Below are 25,878 nucleotides of genomic sequence, written 5' to 3'. Positions count from 1 at the left end.
GTCAAGCTTGACTAGTGACGGGAAAGATAGCCCCGGGCCCCGTACTAGTCAAACTTGATTACGAGGGGAAGGGAAGGGCGGGAGGTCTCCGCTGCGGGGAGTCTCCGGCTGTTCCGGGTCGTCGGCTGCTTCGAGTCGTCAGCTTTCCGGGTCCGCCGCCGTCAGACCGGTCAGGTCCCGTTCGCCCTCGCCCGCCATGACGTACAGGCCGCTCTCCAGCCGAGCGATCAGCGCCCGCGCCCAGGCGGCGCCGCTGTCGGCGGTGTGCACCCACAGCTGCATGATCTCCCCGATGTGGCCCCACTCCTCGGGGGTGCTGCCCTCGGGGGTCCAATAGCGGGTGACCTCGGCGCGCCACTCCTCCAGCGCCGTCACCCGCTGCCTGAGCAGCGCGAGGGCCTCGGCGCGGGGCAGTTCGACGAGGAAGCCGACGCCCGCCGACAGCACGTCCGGCTTCTCGTCGACGGAGGTGAGCGCATGGCGCAGGAGCTTCATGAACTCCGCCTCGCCCGCCGCCGTCAGCTCGTACTCGGTGCGCGGCGGTCCGCCCGCCGTACTGGGCGCGACATCGTGCGCGAGGAGCAGCTCCTGCTTGGCGAGCTGCTTGAGCGCGTGGTAGATCGACCCCGGCTTGGCGCTGGACCACTGGTGCGCACCCCAGTACTCCAGGTCGTTGCGGATCTGATAGCCGTGTGCCCGCCCGTGCAGGCGCACGGCTCCCAGGACCAGCAGCCGGATCGGTGACATCGGTGTTCCCGTTCTCCCGGTTCCCCGCGACTCATGCGTACGCGAGCACCCTAGTCAAGCTTGACCAGAGAGGAGACGCCACCCGGGGTCACCGGCCGGGCGGCGTCACGAGGCGGGCGGCACCGGGGATCCCGGCCGCCGGGACACCGGGCGCCAGGGGCGTTCACTGGGACGAGTCGAAGCCCGACCAGTCGGGTTCGGGCATCGCGCCGGTCTCGAAGACCAGGTCGAAGGCGCCCTTGCCGTCGATCGTCTCGCGGATGACATCGGCGTGGCCGGCGTGCCGCGCCAACTCCTCGATCAGGTGCAGCAGGCCCCAGCGCAAGGAGAAGTCGCCGCCCTTGTCCCAGGGCGCCGGCGGGACGTTGAACGTCTCGTCCAACGAGGCCACGGCGCGCACGGCCCGCTCGGTCTCGGCCGCGACCCGCTCGGAGAAGGCGATCAGCTCCTCGATGGTCTCCTCCGGTGTGGGCTTGAAGCTGTTCTCCCACTCGTCCTTCTTCTCCGCGTCACCGACCTCGACGCCCTGGAAGGTGCGCAGCCATCCGCGTTCGACGACCGTCACATGCTTGAGCAGTCCGGCTACCGACAACTCGCTGGCCGCGGGCGCGCTGCGCGCCTGCTCCTCGGTGAGGTTGTGCAGGGCACGGCGGAGGCCGCCCCGCTGCGCCTCCAGATACGCCAGGAGCGCGCCGCGCTCGTCCCCGTGTGCCTCGGCCTGAACGACTACCGGCATCGCTGTGTGCCACCTCTCGGTAGGGGGCCCGTGCGGACCCCGGTGAGACGTACGTTAGACAGCCTTGCGGCCAGTTTCCGTCCTCGACTGACGGGCGCCCGCGGCCTGCCCCCACCCCGCACGGCGGCGGCCACCGCTCAGAAGGGGAACTCGGTGCGCTCCCGCTGGATGGAGACCCACTTGGTGGTGGTGAACGCCTCGACCACCTGCGGGCCGTTGAGCCTGCCCAGGCCCGAGTGCTTCTCGCCGCCGTAGGGCACTATCGGCTCGTCCGCGACCGTCGAGTCGTTCACATGCACCATGCCGGCCTCGATGCGGCGGGCCACCGCGATGCCCCGTTCGATGTCGCCGCTGTGCACGGCGCCGGCCAGGCCGTAGGGGGTGTCGTTGGCGACGCGGACGGCTTCCTCCGCTCCGTCCACGGGGATGACCAGAGCGACCGGGCCGAAGATCTCCTCGCGCAGCAGCGGGGAGTCCACCGGGATGTCGGTGAGCACGCTGGGCGAGACGACGTTGCCTTCGACCGCGCCGTGCAGCAGCGCCGTCGCCCCGCCGGCGAGGGCCTGTTCGACGATGGCGGTGAGCCGTTCGGCCTGGCGTGAGTTGATCAGCGGGCCGATATGGGTGGCCGGATCCTGCGGGTCGCCGACGACCAGTTCCCGGACGCGGGCCACGAATTTGGCGGTGAATTCCGGCTCTACGGAACGGTCCACGATAATGCGGTTGGCCGCCATGCACAGCTGGCCCTGATTGACGAAACGGCTGAATACCGCGGCGTCCACCGCGTAGTCGATATCGGCGTCGTCCAGCACCAGCAGCGCGCTGTTGGAGCCGAGTTGAAGAATGACGTGCTTGAAATTGCGGGCCGCGACGGTGGCCACATGGCGGCCGACCCGGTCGGACCCGGTGAAGGAGATCACCTTGGGCACCGGGTGCTCGATGAGGGTGTCGCCGATCTCCGCGCTGTCGGTGATCACGACATTCACCAGCCCAGGCGGGAGACCCGCCTCTTCCAGCACCTTCGCGACCAGGGTGCCCCCGCACACCGGGGTGGACTGGTGGGGCTTGAGAACAACGGCGTTGCCCAGCGCCAGCGCGGGCGCCACCGACTTGACGGCCAGCAGGAAAGGGTAATTGAAGGGGGAGATGACACCGACGACGCCGACCGGATCGCGGTAGACACGGTTTTCCTTGCCCTCGACCGACGAGGGCAGAATCTCGCCCTGGGTGTGCATCGAGAGCCGGACCGCTTCGAGGAAGAATTCCCGCACCATATGGATCTCGAAGGCCGCCTTGGCCCGGGTGCCGCCCAGTTCGGCGACGATGGCCTCGGTGATCTGGGGCTCGCTGTCCTCGATGACGCGGACCGCCCGCTCGAAAACGCGCCTTCTGGTGTACGGATTGGTGGCGGCCCACTCCCGCTGCGCGCGCTCAGCCGCACGATATGCCTGATCGACCTCGTCCAGGGTGGCGACGGTGATCGAGGCCAGTTTCTCGCCGTTGTACGGGTTGAAGTCGATGATGTCCCAGGAGCCTGTCCCGGGGCGCCATTCGCCGTCTATGCACTGGAGCGCCAGATCCGTGAAGTAGGACATGCCATTCCTTCGGGGGGTGGAAGGAGATCCTGTTGGCGGCTCATCTTACCGGCGCGTCACCTGAGTTGGCGGATTTTGTGAAGGTGATCGCGGGTGTGTGCGGGAGAAAGGCTGATATCCACCAGGCGGTCCAGGACCTGCTCGTACTGCGCCACCTCGTCGCGCTTGTCGAGGTAGAGGGCGCTGGTGAGCTGCTCCAGGTAGACCACGTCGCTGAGGTCGGACTCGGGAAAGCGCAGCAGGGTGAAGGCGCCGCTCTCCGCCGCGTGTCCACCGGATTCGAACGGGATGACCTGCAAGGTCACATTGGGGCGCTCGGAGATCTCGGCCAGGTGGGCGAGTTGCCCGTCCATGACGTCCTCGCCTCCGAAGGGGCGGCGCAGCGCCGCCTCGTCCAGGACGCAGATCAGCTCAGGAGCGTTCTCCCCGAGAAGGAGCTTCTGGCGCTCCAGGCGCAGGGCGACCCGGCGCTCGATCTCCTCCTCGGCTATGGGATTGCGGTGGCCGGCGGTGACCACCGCGCGGGCGTAGCCGTCGGTCTGGAGCAGTCCGTGGACGAACTGGACCTCGTACGTACTTATCTGTGATGCCGTGCCTTCGAGCCCCACGTACGTCTGGAACCAGCCAGGCAGTACATCGCTGTAGTTGTGCCACCAGCCGGCGATGCTGGAGTCCCGGGCGAGGGCGAGCAGGGGCTCGCGCTCCACTTCGTCGGTCACTCCGTAGAGCGTGAGGAGATCCTCGACGTCCCGGGCCTTGAAACTCACGCGGCCCAGTTCCATCCGGCTGATCTTGGACTCGGAGGCGCGGATCGAGTAACCGGCCGCTTCGCGGGTGACCCCGCGCGCCTCGCGGAGCCGCCGCAGCTGGGATCCGAGCAGGATCCGCCGGACCATGGACCCACTTGAACTACTCACCCCCTTTGCGCCCCCGCTGACGTGTTGTGCCGGTTCTGTAACCATTCTGATCAGCCCTCCGCCCCTGCTTGAAGGGAAGTGTGCCATCTCTGCGCTTCGTTGCGTGCCCGCCCGATTACACACGATCGAAAGTCGCTCGTGCACGTGCATCTGCCCTTGCATCTGCTGTGGGCATTGGGAACCATGGGGATCGCACAAGTGCACCCGGCGTCAGACGAGTTGGTGACCCCGGGAGCGCTTTGGCGCCCGCACCAGGCGGGGAAGCACAGCCGACAGGATCCGCACAGGATCACCACTGCCGCCAACGCCAGGAGTGGCCCTTCATGGGGACCGAAGGATCAACGGTGCTGGAGCCCTTATGGCAAGGGCTCGCCACCCGGGATGCCACCTCGGTCTCGGGTGCCGCCTCGTGTGCGCTGCCGTCGCACTACGAATCGGTCAAAAGCGCACGTGAGTTCACCCGCCAGACCCTCCAACGCTGGGGGCTCGCCGAAGAATTCGATGACGTGGCGCTGGTCGTCTCCGAACTGGTGACCAACGCCATGCGGCACGGCCTCGCCCCCGGCGCCGATCACGGGGCGGCGTCGGGGGACGAGGCCGATCCGCCGGTACGGCTGCATCTGATGCGCTGGTCCGCCCGGTTGGTCTGTGCCGTGCGAGACCCCAGCAACGAGCCGCCGGACACCTCGGGCGTGAGCCTGGCGAGACCGGCGCTGCCGGGGGGACCAAGAGCGGGCGCCACCGCCCACGCGATCCAGGACCAGAGGGGCCACGGGGGCCACAGGCCCCACGGAGACCCAGAGGTTCGCGACGGCAGCGGGGGCGCCGGCCGGTGTGAGGATGCCGGCGATCTCGGAGCCCACGGAGATCACGGAGACCGTCGGGGAAGAGAGACCAACGGGGGATACGGGGGATACGGGGGGACAGCCGAGGCCCCCGTCCGCGGGGAAGCGGGGGATTTCGCGGACGGGGCCGAGGCGCTGGCGTTCGCCGCCGAGTCGGGAAGAGGGCTCTGCCTCGTCGATTCCTTCAGCGACAACTGGGGATGGCACCCGCTGTCCGGATCACCGGCGGGGAAGATCGTCTGGGCACTCTTCCGGCTCGGTTCCGCCTGAGCGGCGGGCTCCGAAGCGGAGCGGGCCGCCCCCGCGGGGGTGAGCCTCGCGGCTCACTCGGTCACGTGGAATGCGGTCACGTGGAACGCGGGGCGGGAAGTCCCGCGTGCGGCCCCGGGAACAGTCCGGGTGAGGGGGAGAGTTGAGCGGGAGGGTCGGGAGAAGCCCCGTGTGAAGCCCCCGCGTGAAGTCCCGCACGAGTAGCACGAGCAGCCCGCACGAGTAGCACGAACAGTCCGCTGGTCCGCGCGGAGCGTTGCGCGCGGAGTATCACGCGCGAAGCACTGGGCCGTGCGCGGGAGTCCGGACGCGTACGTGTCGGTCCCGTACGCGTCGGCCCCCTCTATGCCGGCCCCGTACATCAACCCCGGATGCGGGTCCCGGGTAGAGGCCCCGGGTAGAGGCCCCGGGTGGACCGGCCTCGAATGCGCCGGCCCGTGGGAAATGGTCGGACTAGTCCCGTATGAGGTAGTCGAATTCGCCGTCCTTGATGCCGAGCAGCATCGCCTCCATTTCGGCGGGCGTGTAGACGAGCGCGGGTCCGTCGGGGAAGCGCGAATTGCGCACCGCGACGTCACCGTCGGGCAGCTTGGCGAACTCGACGCAGGTTCCCTGCGAGTTGCTGAAGCGGCTCTTTCGCCACACGACCCCCTGGAGGTCCCTGGCGGCCATGCCGTTGTACGCGTGAGGCACTTGGATCTCCCGGACTCATCAGGTGGGGGGTGCAGGTTGAGCAGTACGAAACTGCTCAACTGCCCGGGATCATAACCGCGTTCACTTGCGCATGCATGTGCCGATGCACGTGCACGACCCCCTGTCGTGAGACCATCACAGCCGGTCAAAGCGGGTAGCGCACTGCTTTGCCGTCGTCACGCGGGGTCCTGGATACGGGGTGGGTGCGCCGTTCCACCGCCTGGCACTCCTTCAGACGCGGAACGGCCGTTCTCTGCCTGTCTTTACTCGCCTTTACCTCTCTCGCTGTCCGCCTGCCCCCGCGCGGCCCCCTCACTCCCCGCTCCCTTGACGTGAACTTCGCTTTAAGTTCTAGGTTTCTCCCATGAGCATGGAGATGACCGCCTGGCAGGCCCTGTACAACTCGCGCCACGCGCACCAGGACCAGCACCCCTTCTCGGCGGCCACGGTCCGCCGCATCGTCCGCTTCGCCCACCGCCACCACCGAAGGCTGCTGGCCTTCTTGCTGCTCAGCAGCGTCCTGGCCGTCCTCACGGTGGCCACCCCGCTGCTCGCCGGGCAGGTCGTGGACGCGATCGTGCACCGCGACCCGGCAGCCACCGTGCTCACCCTCGCCGGGGTGATCGCCCTCATCGCCCTCGCAGAGGCCGCGGTCGGCATCCTCACCCGGTGGCTCTCCGCCCACATCGGTGAGGGCCTCATCCTCGATCTGCGTACCGCCGTCTACGACCACGTACAGCGCATGCCGGTCGCCTTCTTCACCCGCACCCGCACCGGCGCACTGGTCAGCCGCCTCAACAACGACGTCATCGGCGCCCAACGCGCCTTCAGCAGCACCCTGTCGGAGGTCTTCAGCAACCTGGTCACGCTGCTGCTCACCCTCGGCGTGATGCTCAACCTCTCCTGGCAGATCACCCTGCTCGCCCTCGCCCTGCTGCCGGTGTTCGTCCTCCCGGCACGCAGGATGGGCGCCCGGCTCGCGAAACTGGAGCGCGAACGCGCCGACCACAACGCGGCGATGAGCACGCAGATGACCGAGCGCTTCTCGGCTCCCGGCGCCACCCTCGTCAAGCTCTTCGGCAGGCCCCGCGAGGAGTCCGCCGAGTTCGCCGCGCGGGCCGGGCGCGTACGGGACATCGGGGTGCGCACCGCCATGGTGCAGGAGGTCTTCTTCACCGCCCTGACGCTCGTCGCGGCGCTCGCGCTCGCCCTCGTCTACGGGCTCGGCGGCTACTACGCGCTGCGCGGCAGCCTCGACCCTGGTGCCGTCGTCTCCCTCGCGCTGCTGCTCACCCGGCTCTACGCCCCGCTCACCGCGCTGGCCTCGGCCCGGGTGGAGGTCATGAGCGCGCTGGTCAGCTTCCAGCGGGTGTTCGAAGTGCTGGACCTCAAGCCACTGATCGAGGAGAAGGAGAACGCCCTGCCGGTGCCCGAGGGGCCGGTCTCCGTCGAGTTCGAGGACGTGCGCTTCAGCTATCCCGCCGCCGAGAAGGTCTCCCTCGCCTCCCTGGAGGAGGTCGCCACGCTCGACACCCGGGGCGGCGAGGAGGTGCTGCACGGCATCTCCTTCCGCGCCGAGCCAGGCCAGATGGTGGCGCTGGTCGGCTCCTCCGGCGCGGGCAAGTCCACCCTCGCCTCGCTCGCGCCCCGGCTCTACGACGTGGACAGCGGCGCCGTACGTCTCGGCGGCGTCGATGTGCGCGACCTGAGCGCCGCGGCCCTGCGGCAGACCCTCGGCATGGTCACCCAGGACGGCCACCTCTTCCACGACACCATCCGCGCCAACCTGCTCCTCCCCCGCCCCGGGGCCACCGACGACGAACTGTGGGCCGCGCTGCGCCGGGCGCGCCTGGACGGGCTGGTCGCCGCCCTGCCGGACGGGCTGGACACGCTGGTCGGCGAGCGCGGCTACCGGCTCTCGGGCGGCGAGCGGCAGCGGCTCACCATCGCCCGGCTGCTGCTGGCCCGGCCCCGCGTCGTCCTGCTGGACGAGGCGACCGCGCACCTGGACTCCACGTCCGAGGCGGCGGTGCAGGAGGCGCTGACCGAGGCGCTGGCGGGCCGCACATCCGTGGTGATCGCCCACCGGCTGTCCACGGTGCGGGCGGCGGATCTGATCCTGGTGCTGGAGGACGGCCGGATCGTGGAGCGGGGCACCCACACCGAACTCCTCGCGGCCGGGGGGCGCTATGAGGAGTTGCACCGTACGCAGTTCAGCGAGGGGAGCAGCGACGGTGAGGGTGCCGGCCGCAGCGGTGGCGGGGGCGGGACGGGGGACGCGGCTCCCGCCATCGCCTGACGGGGCCTCAGTACGCACCCGCGGCCGGGCTGCCTGACGGGGCCGGTCGTCCGGCGGGGGCCGGATGCCTGACGGGTCCTCAGCGGGCGGGCTCACCCGACCGGTGCAGCCCGGCGCGCGCCCGGGTGCCGTGCGCCGCACGCTGAGCAGTGGACCGTCCCGCGGACGGTCCACGCTCCGCACGCACTCTCGGGAAGGACACGAGCGCAATGGGCTGCTCCAGTCTTGAGGACCTGAACCGCTGCTCCGTCGCCGTCGATCTGGGAGCCGCCAGGACCCGCGTCCATGTGAAGGGGACCGGCCTCATCGTCGATCAGCCCTCCGTGGTCGCCGTCAACACCCACTCCGGCGCGCTGATCGCCGTCGGCGAGGCCGCCGCGCTGATGGACGGCCGCACCCCGCGCCACATCCGCGTCGACCGGCCCGTCTCCGGCGGCACCGTGACCGATATCGACATGGCCCGGCGGATGCTGCGGGCCCTGGTCGGCGAGCGGCTGCACGGGCTGCGCCGCCGCCGGGTGCTGCTGCGGGCCGCGGCGACCATCCCGCACAACGCCGACCCGCTCGCGCGCCGGGCCACCGTGGAGACGCTCACCGGGGTGGGCGCGCGGCGGGTCGAACTGGTGGACACCCCGACGGCCGCCGCGCTCGGCTGCGGGCTGCCGGTCGAGCGGCCCGAGGCGACGATGATCCTCGTCTGCGGCGCGGCCACCACCCAGGTCGCGGTGCTCTCGCTCGGCTCGATCGTGGCCGCCGGAACGGTGAGCCTGGGCGGGGAGATCATCCACCGGGCCGTGGTCCAGTACCTGCGCGACCGGCACGAACTGCTGCTGCCCAGCCAGGCGGTGCGCCCGCTGCACCTGGCGCTGAACGGCGGGGAGGGCGCCGAGCAGGTCGCCGAGGTGCAGGGCAGGGACGTGGTGACGGGCCTCGCGCGCAGCGTCATCATCGACCCGGAGGACGTGCGCCGCGCCATCCAGACGCCGCTGACCGGGCTGACCGACACCATCCGCGCCGTCCTGCACCGCTGCCCGCCCGACCTGGTCGCCGACCTGGCCGAGCGCGGCATGGTGCTCACCGGCGGCAGCGCGCTGCTGCCCGGCCTCGCCGAGCGGCTGCGCGCCGCGACGGGCATGGCCGTACGCCTGTCCGAACAGCCCGAACTGAGCGCGGTGAGCGGCCTCGCGGCGATGCTGGAGGGGCGCGTACAGCCCTTCGTCGGCGAGATCGCGGCCGGGACGGCGGGCCGCGAGACAGAGGTGAAGGCCGAGGTGGGAATCGCTCCGGAGCCGACGGTCGAGCCTGTGACCGCCTCCGTGATGGGGGCAGCCGCAGGAGCGGTGGTGGGGGTGGGCGCGGTGCCGTCGCCCGGGTCGGGGGCGGGGCCGGTGTCAGAACCGGAGGAGCCGTCGGCCGAGGCGTCGCGGTCGGTGACCGGTCCGGCGGGCGCGGCGACGGGTGCGGGGCCGGCACCGGAATCGAGGCCGGAGCCGACGCGGGAAACGACACGGGGAATGACGCCGGACCTGATGCCGGAACCCGCTGCTCCGGCTCCTGCGGAGCGGGGCGGTCCGGCCCCGGACCCAGCACCGGACACCACCCCGGACGCGGCACCCGGCTCGGCTGCGGGGACGGCTGCGGCGGCTGGCTGAGGCAGCCGGTTGAGACAGCCGGTTGAGGCAGCCGGTTCAGGAGCGTACGGCGCTGAAAGGCGCGGCAGCGGCGCGGCGAGGCCGGGCAGGGCGCGTAAGGTGGCGCCCCCGCCTGGCCCGCCGGGGGACCGGTGCGCCGGGAGCGGTTCGACAGGAACGTCACCCCCTAGACCGGTGACGATTCCGCCGGGGCGAGGCGCAGGGTCCCGCCGGGGGACCGGTGCGCCGGGAGCGGTTCGACAGGAACGTCACCCCCTGGACCGGTGACGATTCCGCGGGGGGCGAGGCGCAGGGTCCCGCCGGGGGACCGGTGCGCCGGGAGCGGTTCGACAGGAACGTCACCCCCTAGACCGGTGACGATTCCGCGGGGGGCGAGGCGCAGGGCCCACACTGCGCTGGTGCCGGACCGCGCGAAGGCACTCCGACACCGACCGGCGGTGGGGGACCCGCGCCGAGACGGCCCCTCAGAGCAGCCCGGCGGCGATGTCCTTCGGCGCGTAGGGGCCGAACATGTCGATCAGCCGGGCACGAGAGCGCTGCAACCGCTCGGCGATCACCGCGGCGACCGCGTGATTGAGCGCCAGGCCAAGCTCCGTGTCCTCCTCGCACAGCACCCGCACCGACAGCGCGTCGAACTGGAGGGCGCGCACGGGGCTGTCCGCCTGGGAGCCCAGCGTCCACGTGTACGGCTTGAACAGCCAGGACCAGCCCAGCAATTCCCCGTGGCGCACGTGGTCGAAGACGACATTCCGGTGGCCGGGCACGTGCATGTCGAGCGTCGCGGAGCCGGTGTGCAGGATCCAGAAGCGGTCGGCTCTGTCGCCCTCTTCGAAGATCCGCTCCCCGGCGTCGAAATATGCCTCGCTGCCCAAGGAGCGCAAGCGCTCCCGTTGCTCCGGCATCAGCTCGCCGAGCAGTCCCGTCATGGTCTGCATGGCCCGCCCTCCCTCCAAGGGGGGTGCGTACGCCCAGGTCACCTGGGTTCGCCGGGCGTACACGACATACACCGCTCATGCGGCGCATGCCCACGACACGGCACTTTCACCGTACCTCTCGTCACCCGAACAGGCGAACGGGCGAAGGGGCCGCGCGCTCGCCGAGGGTCTCCCCGCGGGACTACCGCAGGGCTTCCGCAGGGCTCCCGGGGCGGCGGTGCGCGACGTACCGTCGGCAGTATGTGCAGAAGCATCAAGACCCTGCGTCCGCCCTACGCCGAGGCCGTCACCGAGGACGACATGCGCGCGGCAGCGCTCCAGTACGTCCGCAAGGTGTCCGGTTTCCGCGCCCCCGCGGCGCACAACCAGGCGGCCTTCGACGAGGCCGTCGCCCGGATCACGGCGGCGACGGAGGACCTGCTGGACGCGCTGGAGGTCCGGGGCGCCAAGAGCTGACCCGCGCCCACGCCCAGCGGGAGGCCGGGCGGCGAGGCGACGCGGAGGTGACACGTGTGCGGCGCGGAGTGCAGCCTGAGCGGGTGAAGGAATCGTCCCCGCGCGACCAGCGGCACACCGGCCGTACCCCCCAGGCCCCGCAGGCCCCCCAGCAGCCCGCGGACCCCGTGCGGCTCGTACGGAGCGGGTCGGCCGGCCGGGCGGGCTACCTCGTGACCGGTTACGCGGAGGCGCGGCAGGCGCTCGGTGATCCACGGCTGTCGAAGGACACCGCCGCGTTCTTCGCCGACAAGGACTCCGCCCGCCGACTGCACCCCGCCGTGACCCGGAACATGCTGGCCGGCGACCCGCCCCAGCACACCCGGCTGCGCAAGCTGGTGACCAGGGCTTTCACCACGGGCGCCGTCGCCGCGCTGCGCCCCTTCATCGCGCGGGTGACGGACGACCTGCTGGACCGGTGGCCCGCGCCGGGACGGGTGGACGCGGTCGCCGGGCTGGCCATGCCCCTTCCGGTGACCGTGATCTGCGAGCTGCTCGGCGTGCCCCTCGCGGACCGGGCGGATATCCGGCGCTGGTCCGCCGACCTGTTCGCGGCAGGAGAGCCCGAACGGACCGACGCGGCCTCGCACGCGATGGCGGCGTACCTGACGGACCTCATCGCCGCCAAGCGGAGCCGACCGGGCGAGGCGCTGCTGGACCGGCTGATCGCGGTCCGCGACGACGGGGACCGGCTGAGCGAGGACGAGCTGGTCGCGATGGCCGTACTGCTGCTCGTCGCGGGGCACGAGACCACCACCAACTTCCTCGGCAACGCGCTCCTCGCCCTGCTGCCCCGGCCCTCGGAACGACCGGCAGGAGGAGCCACAGCCGTGGAACGGCTGCGCCGGGATCCCGAAACGCTCCTACCGCGCGCGCTGGACGAACTGCTGCGGCACGGCTCCCCGGTGAGCACGGCCACCTTCCGGTACGCGACAGAGCCGCTCACACTCGGCGGCACCCGGATCCCCGCGGGCGCCCAGGTACTGGTGGGAATCGGCGCCGCCAACCGCGATCCGGCGCGGTTCACCGCACCCGACCGGCTCGACCTCGCACGGGATGCCACCGGCCATCTCAGCTTCGGCCACGGCATCCACCGGTGCGTGGGCGCCCCGCTGGCCAGGGCGGAGGCGGAAATCGCTCTCCGGAAGGTGCTGACCCGCTTCCCCCGCCTCCGACTCGCGCTCCCCCCGGCCGACTTGACGCCGCGCCCCACACGCCTGGTCCACGGCCTGACGGCACTCCCTCTGCTCACCTAGTGCTGTGACCAGGAGCGTTCGCCGCATGGGGCGGCCAGGCCGCGGCCGGTAGCGGTGCGCCGCCCCAGCGGACGCCTCGTTGGCCGCGGATGCGTGCTCGTTCGCGTCGTTGGGCGGGAGGACGTCGGGGGGCGGGTTTTCTGGTTTCGCCGGCGGAGGCAGGCGTGGGCGGCCCGGGTCCGGACGATGTGGTTCGCGTGGTTCGAGTTGGCCAGGGGCGCCTCGACGCCGTGTGCCGGATCGGGGTCAGAACGCGCGGTGGTACTGCTTGGGCCACGACTCGCGCGGTTCCGCGTCCCGCGCGCGCAGCGCCCAGTACGGGTCGCGCAGCATGGCCCGGCCGACGAACGCGGCGTCCACCAGCGCGGGGACGGCCTCATCGAGCTGTTCCGCCGCGCGGATCCCGCCGGAGGCCGCGGCGAGCGTGCCCGCGTCGCGGAAAAGCGGGCCGTAGCGGGCGTTGTGCAGAGGCTGGTCGATCCGCCGGGCGTCCGGGCGCAGCGCGCCGGAGCCGGCGTCGATCATATCGACGCCCGCCTCGCCGAGCCGGGCCGCACAACGTGCCGCCTCCCGCGTCGTGAGGCCGCCCTCGATCAGATCCTCGGCGGGCAGGCGGACCAGGAGCGGCTTGTGCTGCGGCCATCCGGCGCGGAGCGCCGCGATCATGGCGAGCGGGAAGCGCATCCGCCCCTCCAGGTCGCCGCCCCAGGCGTCGGTGCGGTGGTTGGTCAGCGGCGAGAGGAACTGGTGGAGCAAGTAGCCGTTCGCGCCGTGCAGTTCGAGTGCCACGTAGCCGGCATGGTCGGCGTTGCGCGCCGCGCGTTCGAGGTCCCCCAGCACCCGGTCGCCGTCCGCGACGCTCATCGCGGACGGGACGGCCAGGCCGGCGAAGGGGAGCGGGGACGGCGCGAGCGGCTGCCATCCACCCTGGTCCGGGCCGATGGCGTGCCGGGTTCCGGCATTGTCCCAGGGCACGCCGTGGGAGCTTTTGCGGCCGGCGGCGCCGAGTTGGATTGCCGGGAGGGACCCGAGGCAGGCTATGGCTGCCGCCAGCCGACGGTGTCCGTCGATCTGGCGCTTCGACCACAGTCCGAGGTCGCCTGTCGTGGTGCGCATGTCGGGGGCGACGGCCGTGCACTCGACCATCACCAGGCCCGCGCCGCCGACCGCCCTGGCGCCGTAGTGGGCGAGATGCCAGTTGGTCGGTGCGCCGTGTGCGTCGGCGGAGTACTGGCACATCGGTGAGAGCCAGACCCGGTTGGGCACGGTCAGCTCTCGCAGGCGGATCTCGGTGAACGCCCTGGACTGCCTGGTCATCGGCGGCGACTTCCTTCCTTTCTCGGAGCACAGGCCGCACGCTGTCCGCGCGCCCGCCCAACGTACATCGAATATCGAATATCGTCGAAGTTCGTAATCTGCTAGGCTGCAAGCATGCCCCGACAGCCCGAGCACCCCGATCTCGACGATGTGCGGCTCGACCGCCTCTTCTTCGCGCTGGGTGACCGGGCCCGGCTGCGCATCCTCTCCGTGCTTTGCGATCGCGCCGAGCACTCCCGCGAGGAATTCGACGTGGCCGTGGGACCCTCCACGCTCAGCCACCACATGAAGATCCTGCGCGAGGCGGGACTGACCCGGCACCGGTACGAGGGCACGCACTGCCGCATCTCCCTGCGCACCGACACCCTCGCCCGCTTCCCCGCCGCACTGAACGGTGCGCTGGAGGCCCTCGCGGCCGAGCAGTACGACGAAGCCTGACACCGCGGCCCCCCGGCCCCCCGGCCCCCGGGCCAGCGGACCCCCACCCCGGGCCGTGGGCGCACCGCCGGGTGGGAGCGGCCGGCCTGGGGGTACCTCCCCGCTCGAAGAGCTTGGGGAGAACCCGCACTCCGCACAGAACGGACAGGGGCAGCCCCTACTCGGCACCACAAATACTCGGCACCACAAAAGAGGCCACCCCGAAAGAGGGCACCACAAAGCACCGCCGGGCAGTCCTCAGCGCCGGCCATGCGCGGTCACGCCCGGTCACGCGGTGGTCCGCCTCCTTGCGGATCGCGACTCCCGGCCACCCGCTGGGACTCCTCGACGACCCGGCGCATCGCCGCCATATGCCCCTCCAGGGCGCTCCGTCCGGCGCCGGTGAGGTTGACCCACGTGCGGGGCCGCTTGCCCACGTAGCCCTTTTCCACCTCGACATAGCCCCGTGACTCCAGCGTGCTGAACTGCTTGGAGAGGGCGGAGGCGGAAATGCCCGCCGCGTCCTGCACCCACCGGAACTCGGCCCACTCGACGCCGGAGAGCAGCGCCACGATCGACAGCCGTGTCGGGTCGAGCAGGGCGGTGTCGAAGTCAGCGGGATCCACGGAGGGTCCCGCCACTGTCCTGCCGGTCGCGCGTGGCCAGGGAGTTGAGGCTCTTCTGCCAGGCGGGCCCGAAGGCGATCAGGCCGCCGCAGAGCACCACGCCCAGCACCGTTCCGGCGTACGGGAACAGCAGATTGCCCCCGTACAGCGCGACGAAGAAGCCGGCCACCATGACGAGGAGGATCGTCAGCCGGGCGAACTTCGCGAACTGCGGGGAGATTTCGCTCTTCCGCAGCCGGGCGGGCCGGCCCAGCAGGTCGGATCCGCGACGGGTGCGCAGCATCACCATGTACACCGCGAGCAGGACGAAGACGGCCCACGACAGCCAGGGCCGCACCTCCTCCCCGAAGAAGTCGGGGGCCGCGAGCTGCGCGAACAAGGCGATGGCGAACACCACACTGACCCAGCGCGACTCCCGCGCCGACTCCCGGGCGCCCTGGTCCCGGCGCTGATCGACATCGTGGAGCAGCCGGGCGGCCTCGTCGGCGCGCGGCAGGTGGTCGGACATGGGGTTCTCCTCAAACTTGCCCACTCAGATCTACTTTCCTACGAGGAAAGTAGTTCCCGGCGAAGCCGTAGTCAACCGCAGGACAGCGCCAAGGAGACGGGCGGAAGCGGCCGCCGCAGCCGGGCGGCCACCGCAGCCCGGCATGAGCACGCCACGACGGCCGGAGCACGTGCCGGGAACTCTTCGAATGGCGTCCGGAAAATACGCCGGCGGTCGTCCGGAACGCGGGGGACGGGAAGGTGAACAGTGCGGCGCACAGCCCTCGTTGCACCGCGCGGAGCAGCCTCCACCCATGGTGAGCAGAGCCCAAAAGGGTGGTTTACAAGGACTTACAAAGGACAGTACGGCAGGCATTTTGCCATCCTGGCGAGGGGGAAGGCACCGCTGATGAGAGTTCGATGAGCGTTCTCCGTGACGCTATGGGGAACGCTTCGCGAACGCGTCTGCGAATTCCCCGAATCCAGGAGACATATCCGCGTCCAGGAAGTCTCCAAATCCAGGAGAGGGAAGCATGCTGCCTGTTATGCCGCGCCGCGAACGCGAACAGTTTCTCGCCGGGCTTCATGTCGGCGTACTGAGCGTTGCGGATATCAGGAGCGCCGATCGCGCACCGCTGGTCGTGCCTGTCTGGTACGGCTACACCCCCGGCGGCGAGGTCCTCGTCGAGACGGGCCGGGAATCGGTGAAGGCCGAACTGCTCCGGGCAGCGGGGCGATTCAGCCTCTGCGTACAGGACGAGCGGGCGCCGTATCGCTATGTCAGCGTGGAGGGGCCCGTCACCGCGGTCACCGACCCGGTGGCGCCGGATCTCCGCGCGGCCCTGGCCCAGCGGTATTTGGGTCCGGACGAGGCCGGGGCCTATCTCGATGCGACCTCGGACCAGCTCAAGGACGACGTGAGCTTCCATATGCGCCCGCAGCGCTGGCGCACCGCCGACTTCTCGGCTTTCGCCGCCGACTTCAACGGGACCGGCGCCGGAAACGGAACCGCGACCGGAAGCGGAACCGAGACCGGAAGCGGAACCGGCCTCTGACCGGCAGGGCCACGTAAGTCCGCCCCGCTCCACGATTATCCGCCCCTCCCCGTACCGCTGCCGCTGCCGCTGCCGCCGCACCGCGTCGAGGCACACCGCCCCGGGCCCGAGCCCGGGAGCCGCACGACCGAGAAGGACCTGATGGCCGACACCGACGTTTCGACACACCCGTTCCCCCACCCCGTGTGCCGCACCGCGGCCTCTCCCCCGCCCGGCTACCCACGTGACCGCACCATCCCGGAACTGGTCGGGGAACAGGTCGCCGCGAGACCGGACATGCCGGCCGCCCGGCAGGGCGAACGCTCCTTGACCTACGCCCAGTTGGATGAGCGCGCCGAAGCCCTGGCCACGCGGCTGCTCGCGGCGGGGACCGAGCCGGGCGAGTTGGTCGGCGTGTGCGGCTCGCGTTCGCTGGAGGCCCTGGTCGCCCTGCTGGGCATCCTCAAGGCCGGGTGCGCGTACGTTCCCCTCGATGAGGACCTGCCGCCGGCCCGGCTGCGGGCGATGGCGGAGGACGCCGGACTGCGTGCCGCCGTCACGCTGCCCGGCAGCACGCGCCGGGTGCGCGGACTGCGGGTGAACCTCGGTCTCGACGACGCCGGACACGCCGCCGCCCGCACAGCCGCGCGACCCGTACCCGCGGCCCGTACGCCCCATGCGGCGCCCACCACCCCTCCAACCCGTGCGGCGCGTGCGGTCTCGGCGGCCGACTGCGCCTATGTGGCGTTCACTTCCGGGACGTCCGGCCGCCCCAAGCCGGTGGCGCTTCCGCACCGCGGGGTGGCCCGGCTCGTGCTGTCCGACCCGCTGTTGCCTCCGCCGGGGCCCGGGGACCGGGTGCTGCACGCCTACGGTCTGTCCTCGGATGCCTCGACCATCGAGATCTGGGGTGCGCTGCTGACGGGCGCGTGCCTGGTCCTCGCCGACCGGGCCGAGCTGCTCGCGCCCGCCGCGCTGGAGGAGTTGCTGCGCGGCCGGCGCGTGACCGTGGCCTACCTGACGACCAGCGTCTTCCACCTCATGGCCCGCAACCGCCCCCAGGCGCTGGCCGGGCTGCGGTTCGTCTCGGCGGGCGGCGAGGCGATGGACCCCCGCCTGGCCAACGCCGTCCTCGCGGCCTGCCCCGGCACGACCGTGGTCAACTTCTACGGCCCCACCGAGAATTCGGTGGTCTCCACCGCACACGTCCTGAGCCCGCTGCCCGCCGAGGCCACCCACGTCCCCCTCGGCCGCCCCTTCGGTGCCTCCGTCTGCCACGTGCTGCTGGAGGACGGCAGCCCGGCGCCGCGGGGCGAGGAGGGAGAGCTGTACGTCGGCGGGGACGGGCTGGCCCTCGGATACCTGGGCGATCCGGAACTGACCGCCCAGCGGTTCGTCTCGCTGCCCGCGATCGAGCCCGGCGGGCCGCTGTACCGCACCGGTGACCGGGCGGTACGGACGGCCGACGGCCTGCTGGAATACCGGGGACGGCTGGACCGGCAGGTCAAGCTGCGGGGCGTCCGCGTCGAACTCGACGAGGTGGAGGCCCGGTTGCGCGCCCACCCGGCGGTCGGGGAGGCCGTCGTCGAGGCGGCGGTCGGGTCCGGTTCGGCGGCCTCGGCTGCGTCGGCTGCGTCGGCTGCATTGACTGCGTATGTCACGCCGGTCGCCGCCCCCGGCGGCCCCCTGCCCCTGGGCCAACTGCGCGCGTACTGCGCCCAATGGCTGCCGCCGCAGGCCGTTCCCGCGCTCGTGCGGGTGGACCGCTTCCCGGTGACCAGCGGCGGCAAGGTCGATCGCGCCCGGCTGGCCGCCACGGCCCGGGCCGAGAGCTCGGCGCCCGACGGCCCGGCGCCCGACAGGCGGGCGGCGCGCGGGGAGGAGCGCGACACCGGCGGGTGCTCCGAGGAGCCCTCCGAAAAGCGCTCCGGAGGGTGTGCCGAAGACGGCACCGGGGAAGCGGCGCGATCACCCGACGCCGATGGGGTGCTCGCCGCTCTGGCCGGGGTGTGGCAGCAGGTACTGCGGGTGCGCCCCGTGCCGGAGGACGACTTCTTCCTGCTGGGCGGCGACTCCCTGCTGGCCTCCGAGGCCGTCACCCGCACGCTGACGGTCTTCGGCCTGGACGCCGCGCTGGGATCCACCCTGATCAGAGCCCTGTTGGTCGCGCCCACCCTGGAGAAGTTCGCCGAGGCCGTGCGCGCGGCCCATGACAGCTCCCACTCGGACGCCTCCCGCCAGGACCGCCCCCATCAGAACGGATCCGGTCAGAACGGATCTGGTCAGAACGGTTCTGATCAGAACGGCTCCCGCCGGGGCGCCCCCCTGCGGAGGGCTGCGGCGGGCCCGACCCTCGATTTCGTCCGCGAGACCGAACTGGGCTTCGACCTCCCGCCCGAAGAGGGGCCGCCCCCTTCGCCGTTCGCGCCCGAGCAGGTGCTGCTCACCGGCGCCACCGGCTTCGTCGGCGCCTACCTGCTGGACCAACTGCTGCGCGGCACGGCCGCGCGCGTGCACTGCCCCGTACGGGCCTCGGGCCGTGCGAACGCGGGACAGCGGGTGCGTACGGCGCTAGCGCGCTACGGGCTGCGCCCCGACGAGGCCGCCTGGAGGCGGGTGACCTGCTTCCCCGCCGACCTCGCCGAGCCGGGGCTGGGCCTGCCGGACGAGCAGCGCGCCGCGCTCTCCCGCCAGCTGGACCTGATCGTGCACAACGGGGCCCAGGTCAACTTCCTCTACCCGTACGAGGCCCTGCGGGCACCGAACGTCGGCGGCACCCGGGAGATCGTCCGCATCGCGGCTCCGCGCCGCGTACCGGTGCACTTCGTCTCGACGGTCGCCGTCGCCGCCGGCTTCGGGACGGCCGGGGTCCGCGAGGTGGACGAGGACGAGCCGCTCGCCCACGCCGACAGCCTCACGATGGGCTACGCCGAGAGCAAATGGGTCGCCGAGGGGCTGCTGCGGCGAGCGGCGGAACAGGGCCTTCCGCTGGCGGTCCACCGCCCGTACGAGGTGACCGGCGACCGGGTGCGCGGGGTGTGCAACACGGAGACGGCCATCTGCTCGCTGTTCAAGATGATCGCCGACACCGGGCTGGCCCCCGACATCGAGCTGCCGATGGACTTCGTGCCCGTCGATCACCTGGCCGAGTCCCTGCTGCACATCGCCACCCACCAGCCCGCCGACGGGCGGGTCTACCACCTGACCAACCCGCGCCCCGCGATGCTCTCCGACGTGCTCGACCGGATGCGCGCGGCGGGCTTCACACTGCGGACCCTCCCCTACCAGGACTGGGTGCGGGAGCTGGTGCGGCACGTGGCGGAACACCCCACGAGCGCCACGGCGCCGTTCGTGTCCCTGTGCGTGGACCGCAATCGTGTCGCGGACATGTCCGTCAAGGAGATGTACCTCAAGGGCACCTTCCCGGTGCTCGGACGCCGCAACACCGAGGCGGCCCTGGCGGGGAGCGGGCTGCACTGCCCGCCCGTCGATGCCGCCCTGCTGGACCGCTACCTGGAGCACTTCTTCGCCTCCGGCTACCTCACGCGCCCCACCCGCGCCACGGATGCCGGACCCGCACGGGAGACCATCGCATGAGCGAGCTGGAGACCGAGACCGTCATCCCCGTCCCGGCCGTGGAGCCGGGCACGGCGGGCCCGCCGTGCGGATACGCCCGGTTGCGGGGCGAGCAGCCGGTGGCCAAATCGCGGCTGCCCAACGGCGAGACCGCCTGGCTCCTCAGCCGTTACGCGGACGTCCGCGCCGCGTTCGCCGACCCCCGGCTCATCCGCCCGCTGCTGTCGGCCTGGCCGCCGCGCGAGGCGGATGCCCCGCCGCCCTGCCTTCCGACCTTCCTGGAGATGACGGGCGAACACCACGAGCGCGTACGCCGCGCCGTGCTCCCGCTGTTCGGCCGCCGCCGCCTGGAGTTCATGGCACCCCGGATCCGCGCCATGGCCGAGGAACTGATCGACACGATGGTGGCGGGCGCCGAGGACCGTACGGCGGACCTCGTGGCCGCGTACGTCGAGCCGCTGCCGCTGCGGGTGCTGTGCGAGACGGTCGGACTGCCGTACGAGGACCGCGATCTCTACCTGCCCCACACGCTCACCCTGCTCAGCGCCGCAGGGCTGTCGATGGAGGAGGTCCTCGCGGCCCTGTACGCGCTGCAGGACTACGCGTCCGGGCTCGTCTCGCGCAGGGAGCGCGAGGCAGAGGCCGCCGAAAAGGCAGAGGCCGCCGAAGGGGCAGAGGCCACCGAAGGGGCAGAGGCCACCGAAGGGGCGGAGGCCACCGAAAGGGCGGGGGAGCGCGGGGACGGGGACTACATCGGGCTGCTGCTGACGGAGAGCAGGCGGCCGGGGAGCGGGGTGGCCCGGGACGATGTCATCAGCTTCATCGTCACCATGCTCATGGCGGGCTACAAGACGAACATCCAGCACACCGGCAATGCCCTGCTCTCACTCCTCACCCACCCCGAACAGCTGCGCGCGCTCCGCGACGAACCGGAGGGGATCGCTCCGGCGGTCGAGGAGCTGCTGCGGTACGTCCCGCTCATGAACGCCATCAACATCCTCGTCGCACGCGAGGACTTCACCCTCCACGGCCGGCACATCCGAGCCGGCGACGCGGTCGTTCCCGTACCGGCGTCCGCCAATCGCGACCCCGACGCGTTCCGCGACCCGGACCGGCTGGATCTGACCCGTACGCCGAACCCCCATGTCGCCTTCGGACACGGCCCGCACGCCTGTACGGGCGGACATCTCTCGCGCCTCCAACTGGCCACCGTGATCCAGGTGCTGCTGGAACGCCTGCCCGCCGTCCAGCTCGCGGCCCCGGCCGCCTCCCTCCCCTGGGACGAGTCGACTCCGCTGCGCGCGCCCGCACGCCTGCCCGTGCGCTGGTGACCGCCGCACGTCGAACAGCCCGCCCAACAGCCCTCCCCCGCCGCCCCGAAGCCGCAAAGGAACCGACCCCATGACCGCGTCGCACTCGCCGCTGACCGACGATGCCGCACCCGCAACACCGGAAGCACCCGCGCTCCACTACCCGTTCAGCACCAAGGGGGACCGCCTCGCCCCCGAGCTGACCGAACTGCGCACCAGCTGCCCGGTGGCCCGGGTCACCACCAACTCCGGCGGCCCGGCCTGGCTGGTCACCGACTACGAACTGGCACGGCACGTACTGCGGGACCGGACCTTCGCCCGCTCGGTGCTCGGCGAAAGCGACAGCCCCCAGCAGGACGCTCCCATCCTGGCGCCGGAGCTGCTGGACGCCATGAACCACCTCCAGGCCGCCGGGCTGCGCGACGAGGTGCTCCGGACCCTCGGCCGCAACCAGCCCGAGCTGCCCGCCCATTGGGTCGAACAGGCCACCAGGGAGGGCCTGGAGGCGATGACCGGCCAGGGCGGCCCCGGGGACCTGCAACACCACTTCGCGGAGTGGGTCGCCGCCAAGTGCCTGTGCCGGACGCTCGGCCTGCCCTTCGAGGACCGCGCGTGGCTGGCCGAGCGGGCCGACAAGGACCTGACCATGGCCACGTACTCCGACCAGGAACTCGCCCGCAACTGGGAGGAGATCAGGGCCTACATGGCCGCACACATGGCCGCCCGCCGCCCCGGCCGCCCACGCGGCCTCGCGGACCGCCTGGCCGACCTCAACGCCGAGCCCGGAGTCCGCGATTCCGGCCCGGTCACGTGCCCTCTCGGGGACCTCGGCCCGGGATCGGAAACGGGAGCGAGCACGGGTCCGGACTCGGGTCCGGACTCCGGCGAGGGGTCCGGCCGCCGGAGCCTCACGGAGCGGCAGCTTTCGAACATCGTCGCCGTCCTCTTCGTCAGCGGGTACGAGGACTTCGCCGGTTTTCTGGGCGTCGCCGCGCTGAACCTCCTCCGCCATCCGGAGGCGATCGACGCGGTGCGCTCCCGGCCGGAGTCGCTGCCCCAGTGCGTGGAAGAGCTGCTGCGGTACAGCGTCGTCCTGGGCAACGCCATTCCACGGTTCGTCACCCGGGACACCGGGCTCGCCGACGCCTCCGTCGAAGCGGGTGACCTGATCCTGCTGTCCCTCGACGCGGCCAACTTCGACCCCGCCGCGTTCCCGGACCCCGACACCTTCGACCCGGCCCGCACCCCCAATCCGCACCTGCGCTTCGGCTACGGCCGCCACCACTGCCCCGGTGCCCACCTGGTCCGCCGCCAGTCCGAGACCGCCTTCCGCGTACTCCTCGACGCCCTTCCCGGCATCCGCCTCGCCGTCCCGGTGACGGAGGTCCGCTGGCACCCCGACCGCATGGCGATCATGCCCGCGGCGCTTCCCGTCACCTGGTGAGGGGCGGCGCGTGCAGGAGGGGCGCGCGCAGGCGGGGTACGCGCAGGCGGGGCGCGGAGGGGGCCTGGGGCTGGGGCTCCCTCTCCCTCGAATGTAACGGTTCTGTCATGCGGCGAACCCCGCGTGAACTCACGGAGTGCCTCCGTCATCTCACCTCGCAGTAACGACGGAAAGGAACCCCCACACATGCTCCGCACACGCCGCTCACGTCTGATCGCCTCCTCCCTCACGGCGGTCACCCTGGGGCTGACCGTTGCCGGTTACCAGGCAGGGGCCGCCGTGACGTCCCCCTCGGACGGCGCCGTCAAGTCCGTTGCGAGCACAGCCCACACCGCTCAGGCCGCCAATGCCGCAAAGGCCGGGGGCACTTGCCTGACCGACGCGACCACCCTGGTCGGCGATCTGGACGGCGACGGCAACATGGACCTGATCGGCAACCCCGGTCACAACGGCACCAAGATGACCATCCAGTGGGGCGCCAAGGACGGCTCCTTCGGCAAGAAGCACACGGTCAAGGACCTGGTCGGCGCGGGGAAGGGCGAGGTCGCCACCGCCGCCGTCGCCGACTTCCAGAACGACGGCACCCTGGACATGGTCGTCAGCATCGTCGAGCCCTCCGGAGGCGATGACCCCAACACCTCAAGCCTCTCCGAGTTCCGCCCCGGTCCGCTCGACCGTACGGACCTGACCTCCCCCGACGCCGTCCACTCCGATGTCGGCGACAAGGGCGAGGTCCAGCAGCTGTCGATCGCCAAGTACAACGACGACGAGTTCCCCGACCTGGCGGTCCGCAACAACAACGGCGACGGTATGACAAACCGCGACGTGCGCCTGTCGCAGCCGGACGGCACCCTCGGCGAGTACGACGGCAAGGCGAACGGCCAGTACGGCGACTCCGGGACCTGGGGCGAGCCGCCGGCCATGCCCAAGGACGGCTGGAAGCAGTTCTACAAGCCCTGCGCGTAACCCCTCGCGGGGTGCCACGCACCCCCGCCACCGCACCACACGTGCACCGCGCCACTCGCGCCACCGGGCGCCGCCGATTCCCCTCCTACGGCGGCGCCCGGTCCCGTTGGGCGCACCGGCCCGCCTCCGCGCCGGAACCACGCCGGCAGCACCGGCACACCGTCGGCGGTGAGGCCGGAAGAAATACTTGACCGGTCAGTCTCGAAAGCCTACGGTTGTGCCATGGCGCGAACCAAGGAATTCGACCCGGACACCGCCCTGGAGGCGGCGATGCGCTTGTTCTGGCGCAAGGGCTACGAGGGGACATCCACCAGCGATCTGACGGTCGAGCTGGGGATCGCGAGAGCGAGCCTGTACAGCACCTTCGGCTCCAAGCACGACTTGTACCTCGCCGCCCTCGACCGCTTCCTCGCCGGCGCCGCCGGGCCGACTCCCGCCGACATTCTGACCTCACGCGAATCCGCGCTCGAATCGGTCCGCGACCTGCTGGAGACCAGCGTGGTGGCGCCGCGAGAGAGCACGCCTCCGGGGTGCTTCGCGGTCAACGCCACCGTGGAACACGGGGACAACGACCCCGAGATCTCCCAGCGCACCACGGGTAACGCCAGCCGCCTGGAGACCGCGCTCTACGGCGCCCTGCTCCGGGCACGCGCGGAGGGCGAGCTGGCATCCGGCGTCGATCCGAAGTCCGCCGCGACCATGCTGACCGCGCTCAATCACGGCCTGAAGGTGCTCGCACGTGCGGGCACGGGCCAGAACGACCGCATAAGCACGGCCATCGCGTCAGCGATGTCACTGCTCGGCGCCCCGTCGCACAGCGACGCCGACACCGACGCCACCGCCGGCGCTCACTGACGACCCACCGACACCACCGCCCCGCACCACCCCGAGCAACCGCACCACCCCAATCCCGCTGACGCGATGGCGCGCACACAGTTCGCGGCCCGCTATCCGCGTTCCGCAGCCCCTGCCCGCGTTCCACGCGAGAAGCAGGGAGCGGCACAACCTCTTTCGAGACTCACCAGTCTCGAAAGCGCCCAGTAATCGCCCTCACCCCACTCAGCCCCTCCCCCACCCAACGCGCCCCCGCACCCACCTCGCGACGGAGCCGGCATAAACCGCGCGCCGAAAACGCGCCCCGAAAAAGGAAACAGACGCATGATCTCCGACCACCGTGGCCAGCCCCTCCGCACCGGCCGGGCCGACGTCAACGGCACGAGCCTGCACTACCGGACGGGCGGCACCGGCCGCACTGGCCAGACGCTGGTGCTGCTGCACGGCGTACCCAAGACGAGCTACCACTGGCGGCACCTGATCCCGAAGCTCACCCCGCACCACACGGTCGTCGCGCCGGACCTGCGCGGTCTGGGCGACTCGGCCCGGCCTTCGGGCGGCTACGACTGCGCGACGATGAGCGACGACATCGCGGCGCTCATGGCCCATCTCGGGCACCGGACCTACACGGTGCTGGGCGAGGACTGGGGCGCCGTGGTCGGCTACCAGCTCGCCGCCCGGCACCGCGACCACGTCCGGGCGCTGGTGTTCGCCGAGGCGCTGCTGCCCGGGTACGGCTTCGAGGAACACACGGCGCTCACCGACGAGAACGTCTCCAGCGGGATGCACCTGTGGCACCTGGGCTTCTACTTCCAGCCGGACGTACCTGAAATGCTGATCGCGGGGCACGAGCGCGAGCTGATCAGCTACATGATCAAAAACGAGCGCGCCCACCCGGACACCGCGACTCCCGACGCCATCGAGGAGTACGTGCGCTGCTACTCCATGCCCGGCGGTATCCGGGCGATGCTCGCGGTCTACCGCGCGATGCTCGTGGACGCGGAACAGAACCGCCAGGCAGCCCGGAAGGAGCTGGACATCCCGGTGCTGGCGCTCGGCGGCTCCGCCTTCATCGGCGAGCGGAACGCGGAAATGATGCGGCTGGTGGCCCACGACGTGACCGGGCACGTCTTCGAGGCGGGACACGACCTGGCCGAGGAAGTCCCCGACGAAATGGCCGACGCGGTGCTGCCGTTCCTGGCTGAGCGACTGTCATAACCGTCCCGGGCCCGGGGCTCCGGTGCGGGCTTGGAGTCGGGCCGGAGGGCGTCCGGGAGCGGACGGTCCGGCTTCACCTGATGACGGCGCGGTGGACAGTCGTGCGCCGGGGGCTCGGCGAAGGTGTTCGTCCGGCCATATGCAACTGTGGGGTTTGCGTAGATGCTTTGGGCAATACCCGAGGAGGGCGATTCGTGAGTTCGTCGGTCG

The 25,878-nt window shown here is 71.4% G+C and carries 20 protein-coding genes and 3 pseudogenes; 14 read left to right on the top strand and 9 right to left on the bottom strand.

Translation table 11 applies throughout. The features are described from left to right. Positions 1–138 precede the first annotated feature (138 nt). The 4 genes from ABD339_RS09905 to ABD339_RS09890 all read right to left on the bottom strand — a co-directional run bounded on the left by ABD339_RS09905 (position 139) and on the right by ABD339_RS09890 (position 3,974). On the bottom strand, positions 139–747 hold the full coding sequence (locus tag ABD339_RS09905; RefSeq protein ID WP_344564286.1) for a PadR family transcriptional regulator: 609 nt from the start codon (positions 745–747) through the stop codon (positions 139–141). Positions 748–910: 163 nt separating this feature from the next. Then, positions 911–1,483: a DinB family protein gene (locus ABD339_RS09900; protein ID WP_344564284.1), complete on the bottom strand. Its 573-nt coding sequence runs from the start codon at positions 1,481–1,483 to the stop codon at positions 911–913. Positions 1,484–1,620: 137 nt separating this feature from the next. After that, a complete protein-coding gene (locus ABD339_RS09895; RefSeq protein WP_344564282.1) occupies positions 1,621–3,078 on the bottom strand; it encodes an aldehyde dehydrogenase family protein in 1,458 nt (485 codons plus the stop codon). Positions 3,079–3,134: 56 nt separating this feature from the next. Next, entirely contained in the window at positions 3,135–3,974 is an 840-nt protein-coding gene (locus ABD339_RS09890; RefSeq protein WP_344564280.1) for a helix-turn-helix domain-containing protein, read from the bottom strand. A 344-nt stretch (positions 3,975–4,318) separates the two neighbouring features. On the opposite strand from ABD339_RS09890, the pseudogene ABD339_RS09885 reads away from it, so the two are divergent. Both ABD339_RS09885 and ABD339_RS09880 read left to right on the top strand, forming a co-directional pair. Continuing rightward, positions 4,319–4,624 (top strand): annotated as a pseudogene (locus ABD339_RS09885) (ATP-binding protein); the annotation flags it as partial. A gap of 357 nt (positions 4,625–4,981) precedes the next feature. Continuing rightward, positions 4,982–5,110: pseudogene (locus ABD339_RS09880) on the top strand (ATP-binding protein); the annotation flags it as partial. A gap of 453 nt (positions 5,111–5,563) precedes the next feature. Here ABD339_RS09880 and ABD339_RS09875 read toward each other — a convergent pair. Continuing rightward, on the bottom strand, positions 5,564–5,803 hold the full coding sequence (locus ABD339_RS09875) for a DUF397 domain-containing protein (protein WP_344564278.1): 240 nt from the start codon (positions 5,801–5,803) through the stop codon (positions 5,564–5,566). A gap of 364 nt (positions 5,804–6,167) precedes the next feature. On the opposite strand from ABD339_RS09875, the gene ABD339_RS09870 reads away from it, so the two are divergent. Further along, a complete protein-coding gene (locus ABD339_RS09870) occupies positions 6,168–8,102 on the top strand; it encodes an ABC transporter ATP-binding protein (protein ID WP_344564276.1) in 1,935 nt (644 codons plus the stop codon). 209 nt (positions 8,103–8,311) lie between these two features. Next, positions 8,312–9,322 (top strand): annotated as a pseudogene (locus tag ABD339_RS09865) (rod shape-determining protein); the annotation flags it as partial. Positions 9,323–10,218: 896 nt separating this feature from the next. On the opposite strand, the gene ABD339_RS09860 reads toward ABD339_RS09865, so the two are convergent. Beyond that, positions 10,219–10,689 (bottom strand): Crp/Fnr family transcriptional regulator, encoded by a 471-nt coding sequence (locus ABD339_RS09860; protein WP_344564274.1) that lies wholly within the window; start codon positions 10,687–10,689, stop codon positions 10,219–10,221. A 240-nt stretch (positions 10,690–10,929) separates the two neighbouring features. Between ABD339_RS09860 and ABD339_RS09855 the strand changes: the two genes are divergently transcribed. Further along, positions 10,930–11,145, top strand: coding sequence for a DUF2277 domain-containing protein (locus ABD339_RS09855; RefSeq protein ID WP_344564272.1), 216 nt, complete (start codon positions 10,930–10,932; stop codon positions 11,143–11,145). 83 nt (positions 11,146–11,228) lie between these two features. Then, positions 11,229–12,440 carry a cytochrome P450 family protein gene (locus tag ABD339_RS09850; RefSeq protein WP_425575942.1) on the top strand — a complete coding sequence of 404 codons (1,212 nt, stop codon included), beginning with the start codon at positions 11,229–11,231 and terminating at the stop codon, positions 12,438–12,440. Positions 12,441–12,686: 246 nt separating this feature from the next. Here the strand turns inward: ABD339_RS09850 and ABD339_RS09845 are convergent, their stop codons facing one another. Next, positions 12,687–13,757 (bottom strand): oxidoreductase, encoded by a 1,071-nt coding sequence (locus ABD339_RS09845; RefSeq protein WP_344564270.1) that lies wholly within the window; start codon positions 13,755–13,757, stop codon positions 12,687–12,689. Between the two features lie 114 nt (positions 13,758–13,871). Here ABD339_RS09845 and ABD339_RS09840 point away from each other — a divergent pair, with 114 nt between their 5' ends. Beyond that, positions 13,872–14,195, top strand: coding sequence for an ArsR/SmtB family transcription factor (locus tag ABD339_RS09840; RefSeq protein WP_344564268.1), 324 nt, complete (start codon positions 13,872–13,874; stop codon positions 14,193–14,195). A 257-nt stretch (positions 14,196–14,452) separates the two neighbouring features. Here the strand turns inward: ABD339_RS09840 and ABD339_RS09835 are convergent, their stop codons facing one another. Then, entirely contained in the window at positions 14,453–14,800 is a 348-nt protein-coding gene (locus tag ABD339_RS09835) for a winged helix-turn-helix domain-containing protein (RefSeq protein ID WP_344564266.1), read from the bottom strand. Beyond that, entirely contained in the window at positions 14,787–15,308 is a 522-nt protein-coding gene (locus ABD339_RS09830) for a hypothetical protein (protein WP_344564265.1), read from the bottom strand. Before ABD339_RS09830 ends, ABD339_RS09835 begins: the two co-directional genes overlap by 14 nt. Positions 15,309–15,831: 523 nt before the next feature. Here ABD339_RS09830 and ABD339_RS09825 point away from each other — a divergent pair. The 7 genes from ABD339_RS09825 (at position 15,832) to ABD339_RS09795 (ending at position 25,668) form a co-directional block, all read left to right on the top strand. Next, positions 15,832–16,341 carry a pyridoxamine 5'-phosphate oxidase family protein gene (locus ABD339_RS09825; protein ID WP_344564264.1) on the top strand — a complete coding sequence of 170 codons (510 nt, stop codon included), beginning with the start codon at positions 15,832–15,834 and terminating at the stop codon, positions 16,339–16,341. Between the two features lie 141 nt (positions 16,342–16,482). Beyond that, a complete protein-coding gene (locus ABD339_RS09820) occupies positions 16,483–19,917 on the top strand; it encodes an amino acid adenylation domain-containing protein (protein ID WP_344564262.1) in 3,435 nt (1,144 codons plus the stop codon). Then, complete coding sequence (locus tag ABD339_RS09815; protein ID WP_344564260.1) at positions 19,914–21,227, top strand: cytochrome P450; 1,314 nt, start codon at positions 19,914–19,916, stop codon at positions 21,225–21,227. The genes ABD339_RS09820 and ABD339_RS09815 overlap by 4 nt, the downstream gene beginning before the upstream one ends. A 70-nt stretch (positions 21,228–21,297) precedes the next feature. Next, a complete protein-coding gene (locus tag ABD339_RS09810; RefSeq protein ID WP_344564258.1) occupies positions 21,298–22,650 on the top strand; it encodes a cytochrome P450 in 1,353 nt (450 codons plus the stop codon). A 186-nt stretch (positions 22,651–22,836) separates the two neighbouring features. Further along, entirely contained in the window at positions 22,837–23,616 is a 780-nt protein-coding gene (locus tag ABD339_RS09805) for an FG-GAP repeat domain-containing protein (protein WP_344564256.1), read from the top strand. A gap of 222 nt (positions 23,617–23,838) precedes the next feature. Further along, positions 23,839–24,471, top strand: coding sequence for a TetR/AcrR family transcriptional regulator (locus ABD339_RS09800; RefSeq protein WP_344564254.1), 633 nt, complete (start codon positions 23,839–23,841; stop codon positions 24,469–24,471). 303 nt (positions 24,472–24,774) lie between these two features. After that, positions 24,775–25,668 (top strand): alpha/beta fold hydrolase, encoded by an 894-nt coding sequence (locus ABD339_RS09795; RefSeq protein ID WP_344564252.1) that lies wholly within the window; start codon positions 24,775–24,777, stop codon positions 25,666–25,668. The last annotated feature ends 210 nt before the right edge of the window (positions 25,669–25,878 follow it).

The organism is Streptomyces axinellae (genome assembly GCF_039532135.1).
Taxonomy (GTDB): domain Bacteria; phylum Actinomycetota; class Actinomycetes; order Streptomycetales; family Streptomycetaceae; genus Streptomyces; species Streptomyces axinellae.
The sequence above is the reverse complement of the archived record's forward strand: the minus strand, read 5'-3'. Positions and strand labels throughout refer to the sequence as shown.